Here is a 23,771-nt window from a genome sequence, read left to right as displayed (position 1 = left end):
TGGTCGCGCGTTTGTCAGAACCGCATTTGCAGCGTCAGTTCCACCGAACGCGGCGCGCCCAGGTAGAACATGGTCGGGCTGGCGTTGGCGGCGTAGACCTTGTCGGTCAGGTTGCGCACGCGCACGGTGGCGTTCACGTTGCGGTTGATCCGGTGCGACAAGGCCGCATCGAACACCGTGTAGGAGGGCGCCCACACGGTGTTGGCCGCGTCCGCGTAGGAACGGCCCACGTAGCGCGCGGCGACGCTGGCATTCCAGTCGGGCACGAAGGCGTAATCGACCCATACGTTGGCCAACCGGCGTGGCGTGTTGGTCGGCACGTTGCCATTGCGCGATACCGGCACGCCACCCGCGGATTGCGAGAAGTCGTCGTAACGCGGGTCGACAAAGGCCACGTTGCCTTGCACGGACAGCTTGGGCGTCAGTTGCAGGCCGCCCGCCAGTTCCACGCCGCGCGCGGACTGCGCACCCACCGGCACGCTGACGCCGGGGTTGTCGGGGTCGGACGTTGCCATGTTCTTGCGCTTGATCTCGTAGACCGCCACGGTGGCCGCGCCGCGCCCGTCCCAGAAGTTGAACTTGCCGCCCACTTCGGCCTGCGTGCCGGTGGTGAGCTTGTCGTTGTTCAGCACGTCGGCGAAGGATGCGGTGGCCAGCAAGCCGGAAGGGGGGTCGGCCGCCGTCGCGTACTGCGCGTACAACGCGGCTTCGGGGCTGACTTCCCAGTTCACGCCCAAGCGCCCGGTCAAGGGCGAATAGCTGCGCTGCGCGCTGGCGGGCGACGTGGCGGTCACCGCGCGGCGGTTGGTCAGGTCCAGGTCGATAAAGTCCTTGCGCAGCGCCGACACGATGGCCACGCCGGGCAGCACCTGCGTGCGGTTTTCCACCGTCAGGGCAAAGGTGCGGATGCGGTTCTCGCGGTCGGGCTTGTGGCCGCGCGTCATGCCGGGAATATCGTAGAAGTCGCCGGGCGAAAAATCGTACGGGTCCACGGCATCGACCTGGCCGTTGATGCTGGTTGGAAAGCGCGTGACCTTGTTCTGGCTGATGTCGGCGCCAAACGACCAGTCGCTGGGCAGCCCGGCAAGCGTCGAGCGGTACAGCCCTTCGATGCGGTTGCCGGTCAGCGTCTGCTCGTGCCGTTGCAGCAACGCGCCCGAGCGCAGCACCAAGCTGTTGCCGGCATTGAAGCGATAGCTTTCCAGGTTACGAAAATCGCGTTCAGCACGATAGTGATACAGCGTGTTCTTCAGCGTCAGGTTCGAGCCCGCGCGCCATTCGGTGATCGACCGCGCCCAAAGAATGGACTGCTCGTACAGGCCGTCGTTGACGTTGTAGTTCTTGAAACGCGTGCCATCCATGATCTGGCCTTCGCCTTGCACCACGCCGTTGGCGTTGGTTTTTAGCGGCGTGCCCCAGTAGGGGCGGTCGACCTGTTCGCGCTGGTATTCAAAGGCGAAGGTCTGGGTCAGGTCCGCGCCCAGGTCGGACAGCAGCGATGCCGCCACTTGCGTGGCGCGGCTATGGTTGCCGTCCACCCAACCGTGGCTGGAGCCGGTGTTGGCGTCGATGCGCAGGTAGTGGCCCTGGCCGCCGGCGTCACCCGCCAACTGCTGGTTCAGGCCGATGGAATATTGGCGGCTGTCGAACGAGCCCAGGCGGAATTGGCTGTCGTAGAAGGTGTCGCGCTCGGGCAGCTTGGTGACGACGTTGATGGCGCCGCCGACCGCGCCCGCGCCGAACAGAAACGTGGACGGGCCGCCGATGGCTTCGACGCGGTCGTAGATCCAGCTGTCCACCGGGCGCCCGGCAATGGCGTCGTACTGCACCGAGATGCCGTTGAACAATTGCGATACCTGGCCACCGGCGAAGCCGCGATAGCTGACCGCGCCGGCATTGCCGGGGGGCGAGGCGTTGTCCACGCCCGGAATGCCGCGCGCGATGTCCTGCGTGTTGAGCGAGCCACGCGCTTCGATCTGCTCGCGCGTGATGACGGTGACGCTGGCCGGCGTTTCGCGCAGGGTCAGCCCCAGGCGGCTGCCGGTGCTGTCCTTGATGTCCAGGTCGATGGGGCCGTTGGGCGCCGGCTCAATATGGCCGGCGCCGTAAATGGTGGTGGGCGCCAGGGTCGTGACGGCGGGTTCGGCGGCCAGGGACAGGGCGGGAGCGCTGGCCATGACGCCCAGCAGCAAGGTGTACAGAGAAGTGTGTTTCATGAAGCATGCCTGCAAACGGGCGAGCGCGTCCGGCACGCCGCCGGAATGCAGGCGGTGCGCGGGGAAGGCTCAAGGTCTGGATGACGACGTCGCCATGCCTCGCGCATCAAGGCGCGAAGACGGTGGGTCGGCTAAAGACGGCAAGCTGGGCGATAGGTCGTGCTGCGCACACAGCGGGCCACGAGGGGCCACGACGGGACACCAAGGGGCCAAGAAGGGACCACCAAGGAAGCCGCGAACGTGTGGGCGGTTGACTCAGCGCCAGCTTAGTTGGCGGGCGGTGCGCGCGGCTGAACCGCGCTCCAGGCATGAAGGGGGTTTGCCGCCAGGAAGAACAGCGGCGGGTAGGTCGTGGCGCGGCCCACGGGAACGGGCAGCACCGGCACGGGCGTGGGCAGGATGCCGACGTCGGCATGGGGGTTACGGCACAGCGGACAATGGTGGTTGTCACCATGGCCGTCGCCGGCATGACCGTCTTGCGAGGCGTCGTGCGGGCCATCGTGCACGACGTCCAGCGTCATCGTGGCGCTGTCATCCGCGCCACCGGCGCAGACATCGACCTGGATGCGATGGATGTGATGGCCGTCGGGAGACAGGCTCAGGGCATGGGCTAGCGACGGCGCCAACGACGCCCACAGGATCGCGGCAAGCGCGATCCACACGGTGGGGCGGGTCAGGAAAGTAGCGAAGCACATGGAGCCGGATTATATCGGAGCAGTTTTCCGATGCGCGCGCAAAATCAAAAGAATCTCAACACGCTTTGCTCCGGCGCTTTGCCTGCGGCGCGGCCAGGTGCATGGCCGGGAGGATGGCCCGCCGCATGGCCCGGCGCGGGGCCGGTTCAGACCGACAGATGCCGCCGCACGTCCACGCCGTCGATGGCGCTACGGTCGCCGCTGGCCACCACTTCGCCGCGCGACAGCACCACGAACTGATCCGCCAGCTCGCGCGCGAAATCGAAGTACTGCTCGCATAGCAGGATGGCGATGTCGCCGCGCTGGCGCAGCATGTGGATCACCCGCGCGATGTCCTTGATGATGGACGGCTGGATGCCTTCGGTGGGCTCGTCCAGGATGATGAGCTTGGGCTCGGCCACCAACGCCCGCGCAATGGCCAGCTGTTGCTGCTGGCCGCCCGACAGGTCGCCACCGCGCCGCGACAGCATGCTTTTGAGCACGGGAAAAAGTTCAAACACTTCTTCCTTGATGCGACGCGCGCGCGCGGCGGGCTTGGTGGCCATGCCCATCAGGATGTTCTCTTCCACCGTCAGCCGCGCAAAGATGTCGCGGCCCTGCGGCACATAGGCCATGCCGCGCGCGGCGCGCTGGTGCGGCGCCAGCCGTGTGATGTCCGCTCCGTCGAAAGCGATGTTGCCGCTGGCCACGGGCAGCACGCCCATCACGCATTTCAGCAAGGTGGTCTTGCCCACGCCGTTGCGGCCCAGCAGCGCCAGGCATTCGCCCTGGCGCACCGACATCGATACGCCGCGCAGCGTGTGGCTGCCGCCGTAGTATTGGTTGATCGTGCTTACGTCCAGCATCTTTAGCGCCCCAGGTAGACTTCGATCACGCGCGGGTCGGCCTGCACCTTGCTCATCGGCCCTTCGGCCAGCACCGAGCCTTCGTGCAGCACCGTCACCTTGCCCGTGCCCGCGATCTGGTTGACGAAGTCCATGTCGTGTTCCACCACCATCAATGAATGGCGGCCCCGCAGCTCGTTCAGCAGTTCGCCGGTGCGTTCGGTTTCGGCATCGGTCATGCCCGCCACGGGTTCATCCAGCAACAGCAGCTGCGGCTCTTGCATCAGCAGCATGCCGATTTCCAGCCACTGCTTCTGCCCGTGCGACAGCAGGCCGGCCGGGCGCCGCACTTCCGTGCGCAGGCGGATCAGGTCCAGCGTTTCGCCGATCTTGTCGGCCTGCTCGCTGCTCAGGCGCGAGAACAGCGTGGGCCGCACGCGCTTGTCCGTCTTCATCGCCAGCTCCAGGTTTTCAAACACGCTGTGCTGCTCGAAGACCGTGGGGCGCTGGAACTTGCGGCCGATGCCCGCGTGCGCAATCTGCGCTTCGTTCAAGGTTGTCAGGTCTATGCTCTGGCCAAAAAACGCGGTGCCCGCCGTGGGCCGCGTCTTGCCGGTGATGACGTCCATCATCGTGGTCTTGCCCGCGCCGTTGGGGCCGATGATGCAGCGCAGTTCGCCCACGCCGATGTCCAGCGTCAGGTCGTTCAGCGCCTTGAAGCCGTCGAAACTGACGGTGATGCCTTCCAGGTACAGGATGGCGCCGTGGCTGGTGTCCAGGCCCTTGGGGCTGACGCGGCCGTAGCCGGCATCGCCGCTGGGGCCGCCGTCCAGCATGGCTTGTTCGGTGTGCGTGCTGGTCATGCCTTCTTCTCCTGCAAGCGTGCCATGATGCGGCGGGCCAGGCCCACGATGCCGGTGGGCAGGAACAGCGTCACCAGCACGAAGATCAGGCCCAGCGCATACAGCCAGAATTCCGGCAGCACGCTGGTGAACCAGGTCTTCAAGCCATTGACCGCACCCGCGCCGATGATGGGGCCGATCAAGGTGCCGCGCCCGCCGGTGGCCACCCAGATCACCATTTCAATCGAGGTCTCGGTCGACATTTCGCTGGGGTTGATGATGCCCACCTGCGGCACGTACAGCGCGCCGGCTATGCCGCACAACACGGCCGACAGGATCCACACGAACAGCTTGAATCCCAAGGGGTCGTAGCCGATGAAACGCAGGCGGCTTTCGGCATCGCGCACGGCGGTCAGCACGCGGCCCAGCTTGGATTGCGTGACCACGCGTGCCAGGATCAACGCGCCCGCCAACGCGGCCAGCGTGATCCAGTACAGCGCGGCGCGCGTGCCCGGCGCGGTGATGTCAAAACCCAGGATGCGCTTGAAATCGGTAAAGCCGTTATTGCCGCCAAAGCCCGTGTCGTTGCGAAAGAACAGCAGCATGGCGGCGAACGTCAGCGCCTGCGTGATGATGGAAAAGTACACGCCCTTGATGCGTGAGCGGAAGGCGAAGTAGCCGAACACAAAGGCCAGCACGCCGGGCACCAGCACCACCAGCAGCATCGCGTACCAGAAGTGCTCGGTGAAGGACCAGTACCAGGGGTAGCTCTTCCAATCCAGGAACACCATGAAGTCGGGCAGGTTGCTCTGGTAGACGCCGTCGCGGCCGATGGCGCGCATCAAATACATGCCGTGCGCGTAGCCGCCCAGTGCAAAGAACAGGCCGTGGCCCAGCGACAGGATGCCGGCGTAGCCCCACACCAGGTCCAGCGCCAGCGCCGCCATCGCGTAGCACATGAACTTGCCCAGCAGCGCCACGGCATACGCGGACACGTGCAGCGCATGGCCGGGCGGAAACACCAGGTTCAGCAGCGGCAGCAGCGCCAGCAGTGCGGCCGCCACGGCCAGGGCCGTCCACGCGCGGCCCGAGAACAGGGGGCGGCGGGTCAGCAGGGTCAGATCGGTCAGCGCGGTCTGTTTCATTCAACGCTCCGGCCGCGAGGGGCGAACAGGCCTTGCGGCCGCTTTTGGACAAACAGCACGATGAGCACCAGGATGGTGATCTTGGCCATGACGGCGCCCGCATAGGGCTCCAGGAATTTGTTGACGCCGCCCAGCCCCATGGCCGCGATGACGGTGCCGGCCAACTGGCCCACGCCGCCCAGCACCACCACCATGAAAGAGTCGACGATGTAGCCGCGCCCCAGATCGGGTCCCACGTTGCCCAGTTGCGACAAGGCCACGCCGGCAAGGCCCGCAATGCCCGAGCCCAGGCCGAAGGCCAGCATGTCCACGCGTCCGGTCGGCACGCCCACGCAATCGGCCATGCGCCGGTTCTGCGTGATGGCGCGCACGAACAGCCCCAGGCGCGTGTGGTTCAGCAGCACCCACACCAGGAACACCACAAAGAAGGCAAAGCCGATGATGACCAGCCGGTTGTAGGTCAGCACCAGGCCGCCCAGCACCGTGATGCCGCCGGACATCCAGCTGGGGTTGCCCACTTCCACGTTCTGCGCGCCGAACAGCGTGCGCACGCCTTGCATCAGCATCAGGCTGATGCCCCACGTGGCCAGCAGCGTTTCCAGCGGCCGGCCGTACAGCCAGCGGATCACGGTGCGTTCCAGCGCCATCCCGACCAGCGCCGTCACGACGAAAGCCAGCGGCAGCGCCGCCACCACGTACCAGTCCAGCCAGCCTGGCAACCAGGCACGAAACAGCGACTGCACCACGTAGGTCACATACGCGCCGATCATCAGCAATTCGCCGTGCGCCATGTTGATGACGCCCATCAAACCGAAGGTGATGGCAAGCCCCAGCGCCGCCAGCAGCAACACGCTGCCCAGGCTGATGCCGTAGAACAGGTTGCCGGCCCATTCAATCGTGGCCAGGTGGCGGTCGATCTGTTTGAGCGCGGTGGCCGCGGCCTCGCGCACGCCGGCATCCGGTTCGGTGTATGCGCCGTCGCGCTCTTGCGTCAGCGCGGCAAGCGTCGGGCGGAACGCGGCGTTGCGCGTGTTGCCCAGCAGTTCCACGGCATGGCGGCGCTTGGCCGGGTCGGCGCTTTTTAATTCCAGGTTGGCCTGCGCGATCAGCAGCGCGTCGCGCACGGCGTCATTCTTTTCGGAGGCGAGCGCCTTTTCAAGCATGGGCAGGCGGGCGGGGTCGCCGGTCTGCTGCAAGCGGCGCGCGGCGTCCAGCCGTTCATTGGGCTTGTCCGAAAACAAGCGCGAACCCGCCAGCGCGGCCTCGATGGCGCGGCGCAGGCGGTTGTTGATGCTGACGGTGCCGGAACCCGAAGGCAGGTCCACGGCCGCGCCGGTTGTCGGATCGGTGGCGCGCGCGCTGTCGATGCCGATCAGCACGCGTCCATCCGGCGTGGCATAAAGCTGGTCATTGCCCAGCGCCTGCAAGACGGCCGCCGCGCCGGGTTCGGGCAGCTGGCCCAGCGCGGCAATCGCTTGCAGCTTGGCGTCCGTGTCGTCGCCGGCCAGCGGCGCAAGCAGGGCCGGGTCCACGCCCGCTGCCGCCGCGGGGGCGGCCAGCAGCGGCATGGCAAGCAGCCACGCAAGAAGAAGACGACGCAAAACGTGTGCGATTGCCGCGATGTGCATGGCTGCTGTTTCCCTTAGAGGCCTTGCTTGCCTTCGTTACCCGGGATGTACGGGCTCCAGGGTTGAGCGCGGATCGGACCCTTGCTCTTCCACACCACGTTGAACTGGCCGTCCGCCTTGATCTCGCCGATGTAGACGGGCTTGTGCAGGTGGTGGTTGGTCTTGTCCATTTCGATGGTGTAGCCGTCGGGCGCGTTGAACTTCTGGCCGCCCATTGCCGCAATCACCTTGTCCACATCGGTGGTCTTGGCCTGTTCCACGGCCTGCTTCCACATGTGGATGCCGACGTAGGTGGCTTCCATCGGGTCATTGGTCACGACCGTGCTGGCGTTGGGCAGGTTCTTGGCCTTGGCGTAGGCCTTCCACTTCTTGATGAATTCCTCGTTGACCGGGTTCTTCACCGATTGGAAGTAGTTCCACGCGGCCAGGTGGCCGACCAGCGGCTTGGTGTCCACGCCGCGCAGTTCTTCTTCACCCACCGAGAACGCCACGACCGGCACGTCGGTAGCCTTCAGGCCGGCGTTGCCAAGCTCCTTGTAGAAGGGCACGTTGGAATCGCCGTTGATGGTCGAGATGACGGCCGTCTTGCCGCCGGTGGCGAACTTCTTGATGTTGGCCACGATGGTCTGGTAGTCGGAATGGCCGAACGGCGTGTAGACCTCGTCGATGTCGCTGTCCTTGACGCCCTTGGAGTGCAGGAAGGCGCGCAGGATTTTGTTGGTGGTGCGCGGATAGACGTAGTCGGTGCCCAGCAGCACGAAGCGCTTGGCGCCGCCGCCGTCTTCGCTCATCAGGTATTCCACGGCCGGAATCGCTTGCTGGTTGGGCGCGGCGCCGGTGTAGAACACGTTCTTCTCAAGCTCTTCGCCTTCGTACTGCACCGGGTAGAACAACAGGCCGTTCAGTTCCTTGAAGACCGGCAGCACCGACTTGCGCGACACCGACGTCCAGCAGCCAAACACCACTGCCACCTTGTCCTGCGACAGCAGCTGGCGCGACTTCTCGGCGAACAGCGGCCAGTTCGACGCGGGGTCCACCACCACGGCTTCCAGCTTCTTGCCCATCACGCCGCCGTTGGCATTGATTTCGTCGATGGTCATCAGCGCGACGTCTTTGAGCGACGTCTCCGAGATGGCCATGGTGCCCGACAGGGAATGCAAGATGCCGACCTTGATGGTGTCTTCGGCGGCGAATACCTGCGGCATCCAACCGGACATGGCCAACAGGCTCATGGCGGTCAGTTGCTTCAAGGCTAGTCTGCGTTTCATGGTGACTCCTGGATGGAATGTGCCGGACGCACCGGCAGGAACGATCTCTAACAACACCTGACAACAAGGACCTCAAAGCAAAAGGCATGCCAAGTGCGTGGCGCGCGTCGGGCCGCTGTATGAAGAGGGGGTGTTTACGCGAATGCCGGCGTGCGTGGCTCGGCGGTCGCGGCCGGATCAAAACAGTGCCGCGTGCACAAAACAGGTGCGTGTCCTGCCCGCTTGCGGTGCGCGTGATGCGAGCGCGGTGGGCGCGCGACGGCCATTGCGTGGGGCCATGCGCCGCGCGCCAGAGGGAAACACCGCCAGTCCGCCAACATGGCACGGCTATTGCTTGGGAATCCGTACTTGTATACAAGAAAGGATTCCAGCATGAATGCCGCAGCAACCCAGACGAGCCCCATTGGTTGGACCATCGCGCAATGGCAGGCCGCCTACCGCGACACCGGCGCGCAGCCCGACGTGCTGCTGGCCGATTACGCCGCGCCGCAAGACGGGCCTGTGGACAATGCCTGGATCTGCCGCGTGGACCGCGCCACGCTGGATGAGCAACTGGATGGCCTGCGCCTGATGTTGGCCGCCGTGGGCGGCGACATGACGCGCCTGCCGCTGTACGGTGTGCCGTTCGCCATCAAGGACAACATCGACGCGGCGGGTTGGCCCACGACGGCGGCCTGCCCGGAATTTGCCTACACCGCACAGGAAGACGCGACCGTGGTGCAGCGCCTGCGCGCGGCCGGCGCCATCCTGATCGGCAAGACCAATCTGGATCAGTTCGCCACCGGCCTGGTGGGCACGCGCTCGCCGCATGGCGCGGTGGCCAACACGTTCAACCCCGACTATGTCAGCGGCGGTTCCAGCTCGGGGTCCGCCTCGGTGGTGGCGCGCGGCATTGCCGCGTTTTCGCTGGGCACCGACACCGCCGGCTCGGGCCGCGTGCCGGCCGGGTTCAACAACATCGTGGGCCTCAAACCCACCAAGGGCTGGCTCAGCACGGCGGGCGTGGTGCCGGCGTGCCGCACGCTGGATTGCGTGTCGATCTTTGCACTGACCGTGGCCGACGCCGAACTTGTTGCTGAGGTTGCGGGCGGCTACGACGAACGGGATCCGTATTCGCGCCAGATGCCGGCCGGCGCCTCGCTGCCGTGGCCGCGCGCGCCCAAGCTGGCGGTGCCCGCCACCTTGGAGTTCTTTGGCGATGCGCAGGCCGCCGCCGTGTTCGAGGACGCCGTACGCGCCTTGAAGGACACGGGCGCGCAAGTGCAGGCCATTGACTTTGCCCCCTTCAATGAGCTGGCCGCGCTGCTGTATCAAGGGCCGTGGGTGGCGGAACGTTTCGCGGCCGTGGAAGACTTGTGGCAAACGCAGCCCGACGCGATCAACCCCGTCGTGCGCGGCATTGTCGAGCAGGCCGCGAACTACACCGCGCTGGATGCGTTCAAGGCGGAATACCGCCGCGCGGAATTGACGCGGCAGATTCATCAGGCACTGGCCGGGTTCGACGCGCTGGTCGTGCCGACCTCGCCGTCGATCTACACCATTGCCCAGTTGCAGGCCGACCCCGTCACGCTGAATTCGCGTCTGGGCGTGTACACCAACTTTGCGAACCTGGCCGACCTGTCGGCGCTGGCCTTGCCCGCCGGCATGCGCGCCGACGGCTTGCCGTCGGGCATTACCGTGATCGGCCTGGCCTGGCAGGACCGCGCGCTGGCGCAGTTTGGCCGCTTGTGGCAAGCGCAACGCGGGCTGCCCCTGGGCGCTACCGGCGCACCGCTGCCCGCCGGCATCGACGCCGCGCGCGCGCCCGCCGATACGGTGCGCGTCGCGGTCGTGGGCGCACACCTGACCGGCATGCCGCTGAACCATCAACTGACCTCGCGCCACGCAGTGCTGGTGGAAAAGACGCGCACCGCAAGCGACTACCGCTTGTATGCACTGGCCAACACCACGCCGCCCAAGCCCGGGCTGGTGAAGTCCGAGTCCGGTGCCCCCATCGAGGTGGAACTGTGGGACGTGCCGGTGACGGCGTTCGGCGCCTTCGTGGCCGAAATCCCCGCGCCCCTGGGCATCGGCACGCTGGAGCTGGAAGACGGCCGGCTGGTCAAGGGCTTTATCTGCGAACCGCGCGGCCTGGACGGCGCGCGTGACATCACCGCGTTTGGCGGTTGGCGCGCGTATCTGGCCAGCCTGTCCGCCAACGCCGCTACCCCCCGCTAACCCCATCAAGCCACTGGGAGCCGAACCGTGTTCGATACCGTTCTGATTGCCAACCGAGGCGAAATCGCCGTCCGCGCCATCCGCACCCTGAAGCGCCTGGGCATCCGCAGCGTGGCCGTGTATTCCGACCCCGACCGCAACGCCGCGCACGTGCGCGAAGCCGACGTGGCCGTGGCCCTGGGCGGCGAAAAAGCCGCCGACAGCTACCTGCGCATGGACCTGCTGCTGGCCGCCGCGCGCGAGCACGGCGCACAAGCCATCTACCCCGGCTATGGCTTCTTGTCGGAAAGCGCTGAATTCGCTGAGGCGTGCGAGGCGGCCGGTATCGCGTTCGTGGGCCCCACGCCCTTGCAGATTCGCGAGTTCGGCTTGAAGCACCGCTCGCGCGAACTGGCCGCCGAAGCGGGCGTGCCGATGACGCCGGGCACGGGCTTGCTGGCCAGCTTGGGTGAAGCCTTGTCGCAGGCCGAGCGCATCGGCTACCCCGTCATGCTCAAGAGCACGGCGGGCGGTGGCGGCATTGGCTTGTCGCGCTGCGAGAACGAAGCGGAACTGACCGTGGCGTTCGACAGCGTGCAGCGCATGGGCGAACATTTTTTCCGCGATGGCGGCGCGTTTATCGAACGCTATGTGGATAACGCGCGGCACGTGGAAGTGCAGATCTTCGGCGACGGCGCGGGCCGCGTGTTGGCGCTGGGCGAACGCGATTGCTCGGTGCAGCGGCGCAATCAGAAAGTGATCGAAGAAACGCCCGCGCCGCTGCTGCCGGCCACAACGCGCGCGGCGCTGCTGGCCGCCGCCGTGCAGCTGGGCGAGTCGGTGAACTACCGGTCCGCCGGCACGGTTGAATTCATCTACGACCCGGCGCGCGACAGTTTTTATTTCCTGGAAGTGAACACGCGCCTGCAAGTGGAGCACCCCGTCACCGAAGCCGTCACGGGGCTGGACCTGGTGGAATGCATGCTGCGCGTGGCGGCAGGCGAAGCGCTGGACATCGCCGCGATGTCGCGCGCGCCGCAAGGGGCGTCCATCGAGGTGCGCCTGTATGCCGAAGACCCGTTGCGCCAATTTCAACCGTCGCCGGGCGTGCTGACCGAAGTGTTCTTTCCCGAGGGCGTGCGCGTCGATGGCTGGGTGGCGACCGGCACCGAGGTGCCCGCTTTCTACGATCCGATGCTGGCCAAGCTGATCGTGCATGCGGACACGCGCGAGGCGGCCTTGGACAAGCTGGCCGATGCGCTGGCGCGCACGCGTCTGCACGGCATCGCCACCAACCTGGACTACCTGCGCCAGATCGTGGCCGACGAACGTTTCCGCGCGGGCAAGCTGTCTACGCGTTTCCTGGAGAGCTTTGCGTATCGGCCCGCCGCCATCGAAGTGCTGGAAGCGGGCACCTACACCAGCGTGCAGGATTATCCGGGCCGCACGGGCTACTGGGACATCGGCGTGCCGCCGTCCGGCCCGATGGACGACTACGCGTTCCGGCTGGCCAACCGCATCGTCGGCAACGCGCCGGACGCGGCGGGCATCGAGGCCACGCTGGTCGGCCCGACGCTGCGCTTTCATGGCGACACCATCGTGGCGTTGACGGGCGCCGAGTGCGCGGCCACGCTGGACGGCGAACCGGTGCCGATGTGGCAACCCATTGCCGTGCGTTCGGGCCAGGTGCTGGCCACCGGCCGCGCGCTGTCCGGTTGCCGCAGCTATCTGGCCGTGCGCAACGGCCTGGACGTGCCCGTCTACCTGGGCAGCCGCTCGACCTTTGCGCTGGGTCAGTTCGGCGGCCATGCCGGCCGCACGCTGCGCGTGGGCGATATGCTGGCCATCGTGCGTCCCGAGCTGGATGAGACGGCCACTGCGCCGCTGGCCGAACCCATGGCCGCGCCGGCCGACTTGATCCCCGCGTATGGCAACACCTGGGAAATCGGCGTGTTGTACGGCCCGCATGGCGCGCCGGATTTCTTCCAGCCCGAAGCGATGGACACGTTCTTCGCGGCGGATTGGGAAGTGCACTACAACTCGAACCGCCTGGGCGTGCGCCTGATCGGCCCCAAGCCCACCTGGGCGCGCGAGAACGGCGGCGAGGCGGGCTTGCACCCGTCCAACATCCACGATTGCGAATACGCCATCGGCAGCATCAACTTCACCGGCGACAGCCCCGTCATCCTGACGCGCGACGGCCCCAGCCTGGGCGGCTTCGTGTGCCCCGTGACCATCGCCAGCGCCGAGCTGTGGAAGGTGGGGCAGGTCAAGCCCGGCGACCGCATCCGCTTCGTGCGCATGGACTATCCGCGGGCGGTGGCGCTGCAAGCGGCGCAGGACCAGAGCGTGGCCGCGCTGGCGGGCGTGGCGCCCGCCGCGACCCAGCCCAGCCCCGTGCCGGCCACCGTGTCCGAGACCATCGTGGCGGCGCTGCCCGCCGAGGGCGCGCGCCCGTCGGTGTCGTATCGCCAGGCGGGCGACGGCTATCTGCTGCTGGAATACGGCGACAACGTGCTGGACCTGGCGCTGCGCATGCGCATCCACCTGTTGATGGAAGCGCTGAACGCCGATCCGATTCACGGGGTGGAAGAGCTGTCGCCGGGCGTGCGCTCGTTGCAGATCCGTTATGACAGCCGTCAGATTTTGCAGGGCGCGCTGATCGAGCGCCTGCTGAAGATCGAAGCGGGGCTGGCGGACGTGGCCACGCTGAAAGTGCCCACGCGCGTGGTCTACCTGCCGATGGCGTTCGAGGATACGGCCACGCTGGGCGCCGTGCAGCGCTACCAGGAAACCGTGCGCGCCAACGCGCCGTGGCTGCCGAACAATGTGGACTTCATCCAGCGCATCAACGGGCTGGCCAACCGCAACGATGTGCGCGACATCGTGTTCGACGCCAGCTACCTCATCATGGGCTTGGGCGACGTGTACCTGGGCGCGCCGTGCGCCGTGCCGATCGACCCGCGACACCGCCTGCTGACGTCCAAGTACAACCCCGCGCGCACCCATACGGCCGAGGGCACGGTGGGCATCGGCGGCGTCTACATGTGCATCTACGGCATGGATTCGCCGGGCGGCTATCAGCTGGTTGGCCGCACCTTGCCGATCTGGAACAAGTTTCTGAAAAACCCCGTGTTCCAGGACGGCAAGCCGTGGCTGCTGCGCTTTTTCGACCAGGTACGTTTCTACCCGGTGACCGAAGCAGAGCTGGACGTGTTGCGCGAAGACTTCCGCGAAGGGCGCGCCACGGTGCGCATCGAAGAGGAAGTCTTTGACTTCGCCGCGCACCAGCGCTTCCTGGCCGAGCAGGCCGACAGCATCGCCTTGTTCCAGACGCGTCAGAAAAGTGCGTTCGATGCCGAAGTGGCCTTGTGGAAAACGGAAGACGTGGCGGCCGAGCAACCCGCCGCGGCGCCCGAGACCGAGGCCGACACCGCGCTGCGCGAGGGCGAACGCCTGGTCAGCGCCGACATGTGCGGCAACATCTGGAAGATACCGGTTCAGGTGGGGCAGAGCGTATCGGCCGGCGACACGCTGGTGGTCGTCGAAGCGATGAAGATGGAGCTGTCGGTCATCGCGCCCGCAGCGGGCACGGTCACGGCGATACGCTGCGTGCCGGGCAAGCCCGTCAACGCGGGCGACCCGCTGGTGGTGCTGGCCGAAGACGCCACTTGCACCGTGGCGGGATGATGCGGCTGGAATCCGTTCAGGTCAGCCCGGCGATCCGGCCCGCGCCGGCGCTGGCCGGATCGCTGGCCGACCAGGTGTACCAGCGCATCAAGGACGACCTGTTCGACTTTCGCATGCTGCCGGGCGAACGCTTTACCGAGGCCGATCTGGTGACGCGGCTGGGCGTCAGCCGCACGCCGGTGCGGCTGGGTCTGGCGCGCCTGGAGCGCGAAGGCTTCGTGCTGGCGCGCCCGCGCAGCGGCTGGCAGGTGCGGCCGTTTGATTTCGAACGCTTCGAGGCGCTGTACGACGTGCGCGTGGTGCTGGAGCAGGCAGCGGTGGACAAGCTATGCACGCGCGAGCCGATGGACGACTCCGGCATCCTGGGCGCGCTGAAAGACGTGTGGCTGGTGCCGCCGCCGCAGCGCATTCTGGATGGCCGCTTGGTGGCGCAGCTGGACGAGGCGTTTCATTGCTCGCTGGTAGCCGCCGCCGGCAACCCCGAGATGGCGCAGATACACCGCGACGTCACCGAGAAGATCCGCATCGTGCGGCGGCTGGATTTCACCAAGGATTTTCGGGTGGATGCCACCTACGACGAACACGCGGCGATCCTGCGCGCGGTGCTGGCAAGGCGCGGCGACGAGGCCGCGCGCATGCTGCGTTCGCATATCGAAATGAGCAAGGCGGAAGTGCGCAAGATCACGCTGCACATGCTGCATGAAGCGCGCCAGGGCGGGGGCTAGCCCTGCAACTGCCGGTAGACCTCTTGCGATACCCGTTGCAGTTCGTCGCGGCTGACCGCGCCGGACAGGGCATAGCCAAACTGGCCTTCCACCCAATAAAACACCCGGACCGGCCCTTCCTGCGTGAACTGGAAGGCGGTCTGCCCGCCCGCGGCTTCGCGCGTAACGTACAGCGTCAGGCGTTGCCCATCGGCCGCGCCGTACATGAATTGTGCGACCGGACCCGAGCCGCCGGGCAGCAAGCGGCCGCCCACCAGTTCATAACCCGCCTGCGATAAGGACGGCGCGCGCACCGGCGCGCCCATGCGCTTGGTCAACCACGTGACCAGGCCTTTTTCGTTGTCGGCGCCCACTTCAACCGGGCGGCCCATGTCCGGCGCGTACACCGCGTGCGCGATGGCGGCGCGTTGGGCATAGCCGCCCGCCGCGCGTTCCGGGCTGGCGGTGGCCAATACCGTTTGCATGCGCTGCGCGTCCATCGCGCCGCGCGCCGTCCAGGCCGCGCCGGCGCTCACGGTGGCGATCAACACGCTGGCCGCCAGCGCGCGCCATGGGAACTGCCGCGCAGGCGCTTTCAAGGGCAGCCGCAAGGGCAGGGGTTCATCCAGCACCGGGTCCAGCAACGCGTGCAGCGCGCGGCGCTGCGCCTGCCAGTCGGACACGCGGGTCTGGTCCTGCGGATGCGTGGCCAGGAACGCGTCCACTTCGGCATGCCGCGCGGGCGGCAGCTGGCCATCCGCATAGGCATGCAGATCGGCTTCGGTGATGGGGCTGCCGGTGTTCGGTACCGGATGAAGGGATTTGTCGTTCATGTCATTTCACGCGATGCAGCCGGTTGACCGTGTCGCGACCCTGCATCAACGCGCCCAGCTTTTCACGGGCGCGTGACAGGCGCGACATGACGGTGCCCAGGGGCACGTCCAGCACCTGGGCCGTGTCCTGGTAGGACAGGTCTTCCACGCAAATCAGCAACAGCACTTCGCGCTGCTCGGGGGGCAAGGCTTGCAGGCAGCGGTCCAGATCACGTACCTCCAGATGGTCGGTCTGCGTGGCGCGCACCGGCGCGTCGGGCAAGTCGCCCGGCGCGGTCTGGTCGGCCCGCCGGTTGGTGGCGCGCACGCCGTCGATGAAGTGGTTGTGCATGATGCCGAACATCCAGGCGCGTAGCTCGCCGCGTTTTTGCCAGCGGGAAAAGCGGCTCCATGCGCGCTCCAACGTGTCCTGCACCAGGTCATCGGCCCGGTGCGGGTCGCCCGTCAGCCCGCGGGCGTAACGCCGCAGGCTGGGGATGCAGGCCAGGATCAGGGCCTCGTCGTCGGCGCGCATGGTCAAGCTGGGGCGGCGTCAGGCGCGGGTCAGGGCTTGATGACGTGCCAGACGTCCTTGAAGTTGTCGCCGGTCTTGTCGCCCGGCTTGGTGTCCTTGGCGTACAGGTAGACGGGCTTGCCCTTGTACGCCCATTGCTTGGAGCCGTCGTCGCGGGTGATGACGGTCAGATCGCCCATGGGCTTGGCGTCGGCGGGCGCGGCGACGGGCGGCCAGATCTTGGCGCACTGGTCGTTGCAGGCGCTTTTGCCCCCGCTGTCTTTGTCGAAGGTGTAGAGCGTCATGCCCGCGCTGTTGACCAGCATGCCGTCTTGCGTCTTGACGGCTTGGGCGTGGGCGCCGGCCGTGAACAGGGCGGCGGAGCCAAGAACCAGGGCGGCGGCGATATGTTTGCGCATGTTGAGCCTCGTACGATGTGGGGGAAGGGGTGACTGCCCACTACAGACGCCTGCCGCCGGGGCTTTATTCCAGGCGGGCAAAAAGAAATTGCATCGGTCGTTGCTGCAAGGGTCAGCCGGCCGGCCGGACCGCGCCGGGTTCGTAACGCATTTCATATTCCAGGTCGGTCTCCTTGACGCGGGTGAAGCCCAAAGCGGCGTACAGCCGCTGGGCGGGGTTGCTCTTGAGTACGTTCAGCGTCACGGGCGCGCCTTGCGCATCGGCCTGATCCAGGATGCTTTCCAGCAGGCGCCGGCCCAGGCCACGGCCCTGGAAGTCCGGCGCGATCTGGATCTGCACGATGTGCCAGCCGGCAGGGTCGCGGTAGTGCTTAAACAGGCCGGCGGGGCGGCCGTCCACCCAGACGATGTGCGCGTCGTCGAAGTGGTACTGGATGCGGGTCAGGTGGTCGGCGTCGGCCGTCGGCGCGCCGGCGCGTTCCAGGTGTTCCTGCATGGTGGCCTTGCGCAACGCCAGCAGAAAAGGCACGTCTTCTTCGGTGGCGGGCTGCAAGGCCAGGGAATGATCGGGGGCGCGGGGCGCTTGGGACGACTTCATGGGGCTTCGGGGTGATTTCAGGGCGGGGTGGGGGTTTTGCGTTTGGCCAGCTTGCCGGTCTGATGAATCAGGTTATAGAGCTGTTGGGCCGCCGGCGCCAGCGGCCGGCCGCGCCGCGCGATCAGGCCCAGCGTGCGCGTGACGCGTGGATGCTCCAGCTTGACGCTGGTCAGCGTGGCGTGGCCGGCCAGCGGCATCGCCAGCTGCGGCACCGCCGCCACGCCCAGCCCGGCTTCCACCAGGCCCAGCAGGGTCATCACGTGACTGACTTCAAACGCGCTGACGGTGCGCTTGCCGCTCTTGGCCAGCGCATCGTCGATCAGCAGGCGGTTGCCGCTTTCCTTGGCGACGGTCATGAAGCGTTCTTGCGACAGGTCTTCCCACGACACGCTGCGGCGAGTCGCCAGCGGATGGTCGCGCCGCACCGCCAGCACGAAGTCTTCGCGCAGCACCGCCTTGAAATCCACATCGGGTTCCTGCGTGCCGAAAAAGCTGATGCCGAAATCGGCGCGGCCCGTCACCACGCTGTTGAGCACGGTGTTGGCGGTTTCGTCGATGATGCGCACGCGGATGCGCGGGAAGCGTTCGGTGTAGTCGCGAATGACCGAGGGCAGGAAGTAATACGCCACGGAAGGCACGCAGGCCACGGTGACCAGGCCGCCGCGCTGCGCGGCCAGGTCGCCGATGCTGAGCACGGCGCTCTCCAGTTCATCGATGGCGCTGCGGGCGCGCTCCAGGAAGATGCGGCCCACCTGGGTCAGCGATACGCGGCGCGTGGTGCGTTCCAGCAGGCGCGCGCCCAGGATGCTTTCCAGCTTGTCGATGCGGCGGCTAAGCGCCGGCTGCGACAGGTGCAAGTCATCGGCCGCCGCGCGGAAGCTGGCGCGCTCGGCCACGGCCACGAACGCCTGTAATTCCTGTAAATCGAAATTGATGCGTGCCATGCATTAATCCATCCGTAAGTTGCAATTCACATCATAGCCATGCCCGCGCAGAATGGCTTGCATGGAAACCATCATCCCTTGCGTCCTGATGCGCGGCGGCACGTCGCGCGGCCCCTTCTTCCTGAGCGACTGGTTGCCGGCTGACCCCGTGCAACGCGACCGCCTGCTGTTGATGGCCATGGGCTCGCCCCACGCGCTACAGATCGACGGCCTGGGCGGCGGCAACTCGCTGACCAGCAAGGTGGCCATCGTGTCGCGTTCGACGCGGCCGGACTGCGATATCGACTACCTGTTCGCGCAGGTGTCGGTGGAGAAGGCCAGCGTGGACACCCGCCCCAATTGCGGCAACATGCTGTCGGGCGCGGCGCCGTTCGCCATCGAGGAAGGCCTGGTCCAGGCGCAGGACGGCGTCACCTCGGTGCGGGTGCACAACGTCAATACCGGCGCCGTCATCGAAGCCGTGGTGCAAACCCCGGGCGGCCACCTGACTTACGAAGGCGATGCGCGCATTGACGGCGTGGCCGGGTCGGCGGCGCCCGTGCGGCTGAACTTCCTGGACGCCTGGGGCGCGGTCACCGGCCGCTTGTTTCCCACGGGCCGGCGGCAGGACACCGTGGATGGCGTGGCGGTCACCTTGATCGATGCGGCCATGCCGATGGTGCTGATGCAGGCCGCCGACTTTGGCCTGTCGGGCAGTGAAAGCGCCGCGCAGCTGGACGGCAACGCCGACCTGCTCCCGCGCATCGAGCGCATCCGGCTGCAAGCCGGCCTGCTCATGGGCCTGGGGGACGTCTCGAACAGCGTCATTCCGAAACCGGTGCTGGTGGCGCCGTCCCCAACCCAAGATGGGCTGGCATTGCAATCGCGTTATTTCACGCCGCGCGCCTGCCATCGGGCGCATGCCGCCACGGGCGCGGTGGGCGTCGCCAGCGCGTTCCTCATGCCCGGCACGGTGGCCCACGATTGTGGCGGGCCGCCGATACAGGCGGGGTATCGCAGCGTGCGTATCGAACACCCATCGGGCGCGATGAGCATCGATGTCGACCTGGACCCGGCCAGCGGCGTGGTGCGCAGGGCGGGCCTGGTGCGCACCGCACGCAAGATCATGAAAGGGCAGTTGTACGTGCCCGGCCAGTACACCGATGCCCCCGTCTGCGTGGAGGAATCCCACGCAATGGCCTAGCCCGTTGATACCAGTCAACGGGTAATCGGGTCCGACAAAAAGGGCAAAACCGCCCCGGACCCTTGATCTTTCCCTACCGTCGAAGCGACCCGTGGCTATGACACAGAAGTGCCGCGCGACGACCCCTGAATCAGGAGACAACCATGAAGCACCCTCACGTCAAGACCGCCTGCGCGGCCGCCATGCTGTTTGCGTTCAGTGCGTTTGCGCACGCCGAGTTTCCCGAGCGTGCCATCACGCTGGTCGTCCCCACCGCGGCGGGGGGCGGCAATGACGTGCTGGCGCGCGTGGTGGGGCAGAAGATCGGCGAGCTGCTGGGCCAGACCGTCATCGTGGTGAACAAGCCCGGCGCGCAAGGGGCCATTGCGTCCGACTACGTGGCGCGTCAGCCGGCTGACGGCTACACGCTGATGCTGGGCTACATCGGCACGCACGGCATCAATCCCGCCATGCAGAAACTGAACTACGACCCCGTCAAGGACTTCACGCCCATCGGCATGGTGGCCGATTCGCCCACCATCATGGTCGTGTCCACGCGCATCCCGGTCAAAGACGTGGCCGCGCTGGTGAAGTACGGCCACGAACATCCCGATGGCCTGAACTACGCATCGGCAGGCCCGGGCACCGCGCCGTCGGTGGCCGGCGAACTGTTCAATCAAGCCACCGGCACCACCATGCTGGACGTGCCGTACAAAGGCTCGGCGCCGGCGCTGACCGACACCTTGGGGGGCGTGACGCAGGTCATGTTTCCCAGCCTGTTCAGCGTGTACCCGCACCTGAAGTCGGGCATGATCCAGGCCCTGGCGGTGGCCGGGTCGACGCGCTCGGCGGCGTTGCCGGACTTGCCCACGCTGGCCGAAGCGGGCGTCAAGGGCGTGGACGTGCCGCAGTGGTACGCCATCTTTGCGCCCGCCAAGGCGGCGCCGTCGGTGGTGGTGACGCTGAACAAGGCGCTGAACCAGGCCTTGGCGGACCCGGCGGTGGCGCAGAAAATCGCGGAGCAAGGCGCCGAGGTGCGCCAGAGTACGCCGGCCGAATTGGGGGCGTTCGTGGAGAGCGAGGCACTGCGTTGGAAGCAGTTGCTGGGCAAGCGCAAGCTGGCTTCGGGCTGACGGCCGTTACACCTGCATCAGCATCAGCCGGTCCGCGTCGAAGTTCTTCAAGTTCGGGAACACCAGACCCAGGTCGTCGCGGCCGGCGCCAAACCATGCGCCCAGCGAGGCGCCCAGCTGGTCCACCGCCAACGTGGGCAGCAAGCGGCCGTTGTCCACAAAGCCGGGGCCGTCCAGGGCGATCTCGGGGTGCGTACCGTAAAAGCGCCCGCCATTGACCGCCCCGCCCATGACCAGATGATGCGCGCCCCAGCCGTGGTCGGAACCATTGCCGTTGGACCCCAGTGTGCGGCCGAACTCCGACGCCGTGAAAGTGGTGACGCTTTCGGCCACGCCCATCGACGCCAAGGCCTGCTGGAACGTGGCCATGGCCTGGCCCAGCTCGCGCAACAGCGCGGGGTGGGTGTCATTCAAGCCGGTGTGATTGTCATAGCCGTTCTGCGACACAAAGAACACCTGGCGCCGCGCGCCCAGCGCCTGCCTTGCGCCGATGATGCGCGCCACGATCTTCAATTGCTGCGCCAGCGGCGACGCGAAATCACCCGGCACCGCGACGTCGGCCAACGCCGCGCGCAGCTGCGTGTCGGCATCGATGGACTGCGCGGCGATGCGCGATAGCTCGCGTTCCATCAGATGCTCGCGCGGCTGCGTGATCAGTTGGCGCAGCAGCGCCGTGCACGCGCTGGACCCGTACATATCGCGGTGCAGCAGATCGATGGACGTGGACCCGTTGATGCCGACCCGATAGCCCGCGACCTTGCGCCCGGCCAGCAGCACCGTGCTGCCGCCCGCCGTGATGCCGGTGAACGTGCGCTGGGCGTTGGCGCTGGCGAACAGATCGGTCAGCCGGCCGCCCCAGCCCGACGATGCCCCCTCGGGCGCGAGGGCCTGCCAGTAGGCCTGCTGGTCGTTATGCGAAAACAGCTTGGGCGGCAAGGGCACGCGCGCGCTGATGTATTCGGCCTTGGTTGTGGGCGCCACCAGCGGCCCCACGTTCAGCAACACGGCCAGGCGTCCGCTTTCGTACAGCGGGGCCAAGGGGGCCAGCGCGGGCGCCAGCGCAAATTGCGCACCCCCTGCGGCGGGTGCCTTGCCGCGCAAGACGGTGGCTTGCAACGCGTCGCGTGGCAGGGCGATGTCGCCGCGTGCGGCGGCGTAGGCGCGATAGGCGGGCGAGTCAAAGGGAACGATCGTGTTGTAGGGGTCGTTGCCGCCATACAGGAAGACGCAGACCAGCGCCTTGTAGGAAGACGGCGATCCAGACCCCGATCCAGACCCCGACCCCGATGCCGATGGCTCCGGCAAGGATTGCGCGGCCGCGGCACCCAGGGCCGCCAGGTTCAGCGCCAGCGGCGCGGCGGCGCCCGTTGCGCCCAGTGCGCAGGCGCGAAGCAGGAAGGCGCGGCGGTCGGCGTCGTGGCTTCGTTTCATTTTTGCACCAGGTATTCAGGGCTGGCGGCCACCAGCATGATCGCGGCGCGCACGCGGTCGCGCGGCCGGTGGGCGGGCAGGGTAGCCACCGCTTGTGCGATGGCGCTGGCGGTTGTTGCGCTGAAGGCATCGCCCGCCAGCAGCAGCACCACGCGCGCCACCAGCGCGTCGGGGTCGCGCGCCAAGGCAATTTCGGGCGCATACGATGTCTGCAAATCCTCCCAGCCGCGATCGGCGTAGACCGCCAGAAAATTCAGGTAGCCGGCAATGCTGGTCTCATCCGTGATCTGTAGTTCGGGCGCGACCAGATGCCGGCGGGCCAACTCGGTGACGGGTGGCGTATAGCGCGGCCGAAAAAAGTTGAACACGGTAGCCGACCGCATCGGGCTTTGCGCCAGCCGTATCGTGTTGTCGGTGGTGTCCGGCATCGCCCACGCGCCATTGGTCGACGTGGCGCCGAACGCGCGCGCCCATCCCGAAAAGCGCAGGATGGGTTCGCGCACCTTGCCCCAGCCGGGGTTCGCCAGATCGGGGTTGCGCGCCTCCGGGTCCAGCAAGATGGCGCGCAGCACCGCCTTGAGGTTGCCGCGCGCGCCGCTGCCGTCGTCGTCAAACACGGCCGATACGCGCCGCACATACGCCGGGCTGGGGTTGCTGGTGACCAGCCGCTGTATCAGTTGCATGCCGATGAAAGGGCCCACGTTCGGATGCGCGCAAATGACGTCCATGGCGCGCTTGAGCGACAGATGCCCATCGGTGCCCGCGGGAATCACCGTGCCCAGGAAGCGCTTTTCCGCCATGGAGTGCTGCGCGTTGTTCAGCGCCATGGGGCGGCGATGAAATTGCACGTCGGTCTCGGGGCCGTTGATGTCCCAGCCGGTGAACACGCGCGCCAGCCCCTGCACATCGGCGTTGGTATAGGTTTCGACCGGCGCGCCGTTGACCTTCCTGACGGTGCCATCGGGCTCCAGTTCCAGCAACCCGATGCTGAACAGCTGCATGACCTCGCGCGCGTAGTTCTCGTCGGGATGGCGGCCGGTCTTGGGGTCTTCCTTGCGGTTGCCGCGATAGGTCAGCATGCAGCCCATCGACAGGTTCTTGGTCACGGCGGTCAGCAGCGCCTGGTAGCTGCCCAGCGCGTGCTCGGCCAGCAGGTCCATGAAGCCGGCCGCGCCGAACAGCGGCCACGAGGCGGTGATGGACTGCACGCCCACCACGAATATTTCCGATAGCGCGAAGGCCATGCGCGTGCGCACCTGGTCTTCAGCGCTGATGAACTTGCGCCACAGCGTGGATTCCAGCGGCGCGTTGATGCCGTTGCCCTTGAATGCCTCGGTGTTTTTCTTCTGCTGTAGCAGCCAGTCGAAATGCGTTTGGGATGGCGGCATCGCCAGCTGCGCGTCCAGCCACGCAGCGTAGCCGTCGCGCACCACGGCGTCGATCAGGGCGGGGGTGGGCCCGAACGTGGCCTGCGCCAGAAAGCGCGAGGCCTGGCCGGGGGTAACTGTCATCGCAAGCCTCTCGTCGAATGCGAAAAACTACGGTACTGA

Annotated in this window: 19 protein-coding genes; 5 read left to right on the top strand and 14 right to left on the bottom strand. The window is 66.9% G+C overall.

What is annotated here, in order from left to right; genetic code table 11:
- Positions 1-14: 14 nt before the first annotated feature.
- The 7 genes from KYT87_RS23315 to urtA form a co-directional block, all read right to left on the bottom strand.
- Positions 15-2,216, bottom strand: a complete 2,202-nt coding sequence (locus KYT87_RS23315; protein ID WP_219990944.1) for a TonB-dependent siderophore receptor — start codon at positions 2,214-2,216, stop codon at positions 15-17.
- A gap of 266 nt (positions 2,217-2,482) precedes the next feature.
- A complete protein-coding gene (locus KYT87_RS23310) occupies positions 2,483-2,911 on the bottom strand; it encodes a DUF2946 family protein (RefSeq protein WP_104145589.1) in 429 nt (142 codons plus the stop codon).
- Positions 2,912-3,057: 146 nt separating this feature from the next.
- Positions 3,058-3,756, bottom strand: a complete 699-nt coding sequence (gene urtE / locus KYT87_RS23305; protein WP_219990943.1) for an urea ABC transporter ATP-binding subunit UrtE — start codon at positions 3,754-3,756, stop codon at positions 3,058-3,060.
- 2 nt (positions 3,757-3,758) lie between these two features.
- Positions 3,759-4,598 (bottom strand): urea ABC transporter ATP-binding protein UrtD, encoded by an 840-nt coding sequence (gene urtD / locus KYT87_RS23300; RefSeq protein ID WP_046805195.1) that lies wholly within the window; start codon positions 4,596-4,598, stop codon positions 3,759-3,761.
- Positions 4,595-5,722, bottom strand: a complete 1,128-nt coding sequence (urtC, locus tag KYT87_RS23295) for an urea ABC transporter permease subunit UrtC (RefSeq protein WP_219990942.1) — start codon at positions 5,720-5,722, stop codon at positions 4,595-4,597. Before urtC ends, urtD begins: the two co-directional genes overlap by 4 nt.
- Complete coding sequence (gene urtB, locus KYT87_RS23290; protein ID WP_104145588.1) at positions 5,719-7,350, bottom strand: urea ABC transporter permease subunit UrtB; 1,632 nt, start codon at positions 7,348-7,350, stop codon at positions 5,719-5,721. The genes urtC and urtB overlap by 4 nt, the downstream gene beginning before the upstream one ends.
- A 14-nt stretch (positions 7,351-7,364) precedes the next feature.
- Positions 7,365-8,618 (bottom strand): urea ABC transporter substrate-binding protein, encoded by a 1,254-nt coding sequence (urtA, locus tag KYT87_RS23285; RefSeq protein ID WP_046805198.1) that lies wholly within the window; start codon positions 8,616-8,618, stop codon positions 7,365-7,367.
- A gap of 372 nt (positions 8,619-8,990) precedes the next feature.
- Between urtA and atzF the strand changes: the two genes are divergently transcribed.
- From atzF to KYT87_RS23270, 3 genes are read left to right on the top strand one after another with little or no spacing between them, the layout of a single operon-like run.
- A complete protein-coding gene (gene atzF / locus KYT87_RS23280) occupies positions 8,991-10,835 on the top strand; it encodes an allophanate hydrolase (protein WP_120156773.1) in 1,845 nt (614 codons plus the stop codon).
- 27 nt (positions 10,836-10,862) lie between these two features.
- Entirely contained in the window at positions 10,863-14,504 is a 3,642-nt protein-coding gene (uca, locus tag KYT87_RS23275) for an urea carboxylase (RefSeq protein ID WP_219990941.1), read from the top strand.
- Complete coding sequence (locus KYT87_RS23270) at positions 14,501-15,229, top strand: GntR family transcriptional regulator (RefSeq protein WP_046805201.1); 729 nt, start codon at positions 14,501-14,503, stop codon at positions 15,227-15,229. The genes uca and KYT87_RS23270 overlap by 4 nt, the downstream gene beginning before the upstream one ends.
- On the opposite strand, the gene KYT87_RS23265 is transcribed toward KYT87_RS23270, so the two are convergent.
- From KYT87_RS23265 to KYT87_RS23245, 5 genes are all read right to left on the bottom strand, one after another.
- The gene (locus KYT87_RS23265; RefSeq protein WP_120156771.1) at positions 15,226-16,041 is read right to left on the bottom strand and encodes an anti-sigma factor; all 816 of its coding nucleotides are present in this window, start codon (positions 16,039-16,041) and stop codon (positions 15,226-15,228) included. The two genes, KYT87_RS23270 and KYT87_RS23265, sit on opposite strands and share 4 nt — an antisense overlap.
- Before the next feature lies 1 nt (position 16,042).
- Positions 16,043-16,555 (bottom strand): RNA polymerase sigma factor, encoded by a 513-nt coding sequence (locus tag KYT87_RS23260; RefSeq protein WP_046805248.1) that lies wholly within the window; start codon positions 16,553-16,555, stop codon positions 16,043-16,045.
- A gap of 29 nt (positions 16,556-16,584) precedes the next feature.
- Positions 16,585-16,953, bottom strand: coding sequence for a lipoprotein (locus tag KYT87_RS23255; RefSeq protein ID WP_046805203.1), 369 nt, complete (start codon positions 16,951-16,953; stop codon positions 16,585-16,587).
- A 112-nt stretch (positions 16,954-17,065) separates the two neighbouring features.
- A complete protein-coding gene (locus KYT87_RS23250) occupies positions 17,066-17,551 on the bottom strand; it encodes a GNAT family N-acetyltransferase (protein ID WP_219990940.1) in 486 nt (161 codons plus the stop codon).
- 17 nt (positions 17,552-17,568) lie between these two features.
- A complete protein-coding gene (locus KYT87_RS23245; RefSeq protein ID WP_104145583.1) occupies positions 17,569-18,495 on the bottom strand; it encodes a LysR family transcriptional regulator in 927 nt (308 codons plus the stop codon).
- A gap of 61 nt (positions 18,496-18,556) precedes the next feature.
- Between KYT87_RS23245 and KYT87_RS23240 the strand changes: the two genes are divergently transcribed.
- Both KYT87_RS23240 and KYT87_RS23235 read left to right on the top strand, forming a co-directional pair.
- Positions 18,557-19,678, top strand: coding sequence for a 4-oxalomesaconate tautomerase (locus tag KYT87_RS23240; RefSeq protein ID WP_219990939.1), 1,122 nt, complete (start codon positions 18,557-18,559; stop codon positions 19,676-19,678).
- A gap of 143 nt (positions 19,679-19,821) precedes the next feature.
- Entirely contained in the window at positions 19,822-20,790 is a 969-nt protein-coding gene (locus tag KYT87_RS23235; RefSeq protein WP_104145581.1) for a tripartite tricarboxylate transporter substrate binding protein, read from the top strand.
- A gap of 6 nt (positions 20,791-20,796) precedes the next feature.
- Here KYT87_RS23235 and KYT87_RS23230 read toward each other — a convergent pair whose 3' ends face one another.
- Both KYT87_RS23230 and KYT87_RS23225 read right to left on the bottom strand, forming a co-directional pair.
- Positions 20,797-22,221 (bottom strand): DUF1501 domain-containing protein, encoded by a 1,425-nt coding sequence (locus tag KYT87_RS23230; RefSeq protein WP_219990938.1) that lies wholly within the window; start codon positions 22,219-22,221, stop codon positions 20,797-20,799.
- Positions 22,218-23,732: a DUF1800 family protein gene (locus KYT87_RS23225; protein ID WP_120156766.1), complete on the bottom strand. Its 1,515-nt coding sequence runs from the start codon at positions 23,730-23,732 to the stop codon at positions 22,218-22,220. The genes KYT87_RS23230 and KYT87_RS23225 overlap by 4 nt, the downstream gene beginning before the upstream one ends.
- Positions 23,733-23,771 lie beyond the last annotated feature (39 nt).

It is taken from the genome of Achromobacter sp. ES-001 (genome assembly GCF_019448355.1).
Classification (GTDB): Bacteria; Pseudomonadota; Gammaproteobacteria; order Burkholderiales; family Burkholderiaceae_B; genus Achromobacter; species Achromobacter spanius_B.
This window is presented reverse-complemented; position numbering and strand designations above follow the sequence as displayed.

Bases quoted from the DNA above. Each gene is read 5' to 3' on its own strand.
- KYT87_RS23315 (WP_219990944.1), bottom strand. From the start codon at position 2,216: ATGAAACACACTTCTCTGTACACCTTGCTGCTGGGCGTCATGGCCAGC.
- KYT87_RS23310 (WP_104145589.1), bottom strand. From the start codon at position 2,911: ATGTGCTTCGCTACTTTCCTGACCCGCCCCACCGTGTGGATCGCGCTT.
- urtE (WP_219990943.1), bottom strand. From the start codon at position 3,756: ATGCTGGACGTAAGCACGATCAACCAATACTACGGCGGCAGCCACACG.
- urtD (WP_046805195.1), bottom strand. From the start codon at position 4,598: ATGACCAGCACGCACACCGAACAAGCCATGCTGGACGGCGGCCCCAGC.
- urtC (WP_219990942.1), bottom strand. From the start codon at position 5,722: ATGAAACAGACCGCGCTGACCGATCTGACCCTGCTGACCCGCCGCCCC.
- urtB (WP_104145588.1), bottom strand. From the start codon at position 7,350: ATGCACATCGCGGCAATCGCACACGTTTTGCGTCGTCTTCTTCTTGCG.
- urtA (WP_046805198.1), bottom strand. From the start codon at position 8,618: ATGAAACGCAGACTAGCCTTGAAGCAACTGACCGCCATGAGCCTGTTG.
- atzF (WP_120156773.1), top strand. From the start codon at position 8,991: ATGAATGCCGCAGCAACCCAGACGAGCCCCATTGGTTGGACCATCGCG.
- KYT87_RS23270 (WP_046805201.1), top strand. From the start codon at position 14,501: ATGATGCGGCTGGAATCCGTTCAGGTCAGCCCGGCGATCCGGCCCGCG.
- KYT87_RS23265 (WP_120156771.1), bottom strand. From the start codon at position 16,041: ATGAACGACAAATCCCTTCATCCGGTACCGAACACCGGCAGCCCCATC.
- KYT87_RS23260 (WP_046805248.1), bottom strand. From the start codon at position 16,555: ATGCGCGCCGACGACGAGGCCCTGATCCTGGCCTGCATCCCCAGCCTG.
- KYT87_RS23255 (WP_046805203.1), bottom strand. From the start codon at position 16,953: ATGCGCAAACATATCGCCGCCGCCCTGGTTCTTGGCTCCGCCGCCCTG.
- KYT87_RS23250 (WP_219990940.1), bottom strand. From the start codon at position 17,551: ATGAAGTCGTCCCAAGCGCCCCGCGCCCCCGATCATTCCCTGGCCTTG.
- KYT87_RS23245 (WP_104145583.1), bottom strand. From the start codon at position 18,495: ATGGCACGCATCAATTTCGATTTACAGGAATTACAGGCGTTCGTGGCC.
- KYT87_RS23240 (WP_219990939.1), top strand. From the start codon at position 18,557: ATGGAAACCATCATCCCTTGCGTCCTGATGCGCGGCGGCACGTCGCGC.
- KYT87_RS23235 (WP_104145581.1), top strand. From the start codon at position 19,822: ATGAAGCACCCTCACGTCAAGACCGCCTGCGCGGCCGCCATGCTGTTT.
- KYT87_RS23230 (WP_219990938.1), bottom strand. From the start codon at position 22,221: ATGAAACGAAGCCACGACGCCGACCGCCGCGCCTTCCTGCTTCGCGCC.
- KYT87_RS23225 (WP_120156766.1), bottom strand. From the start codon at position 23,732: ATGACAGTTACCCCCGGCCAGGCCTCGCGCTTTCTGGCGCAGGCCACG.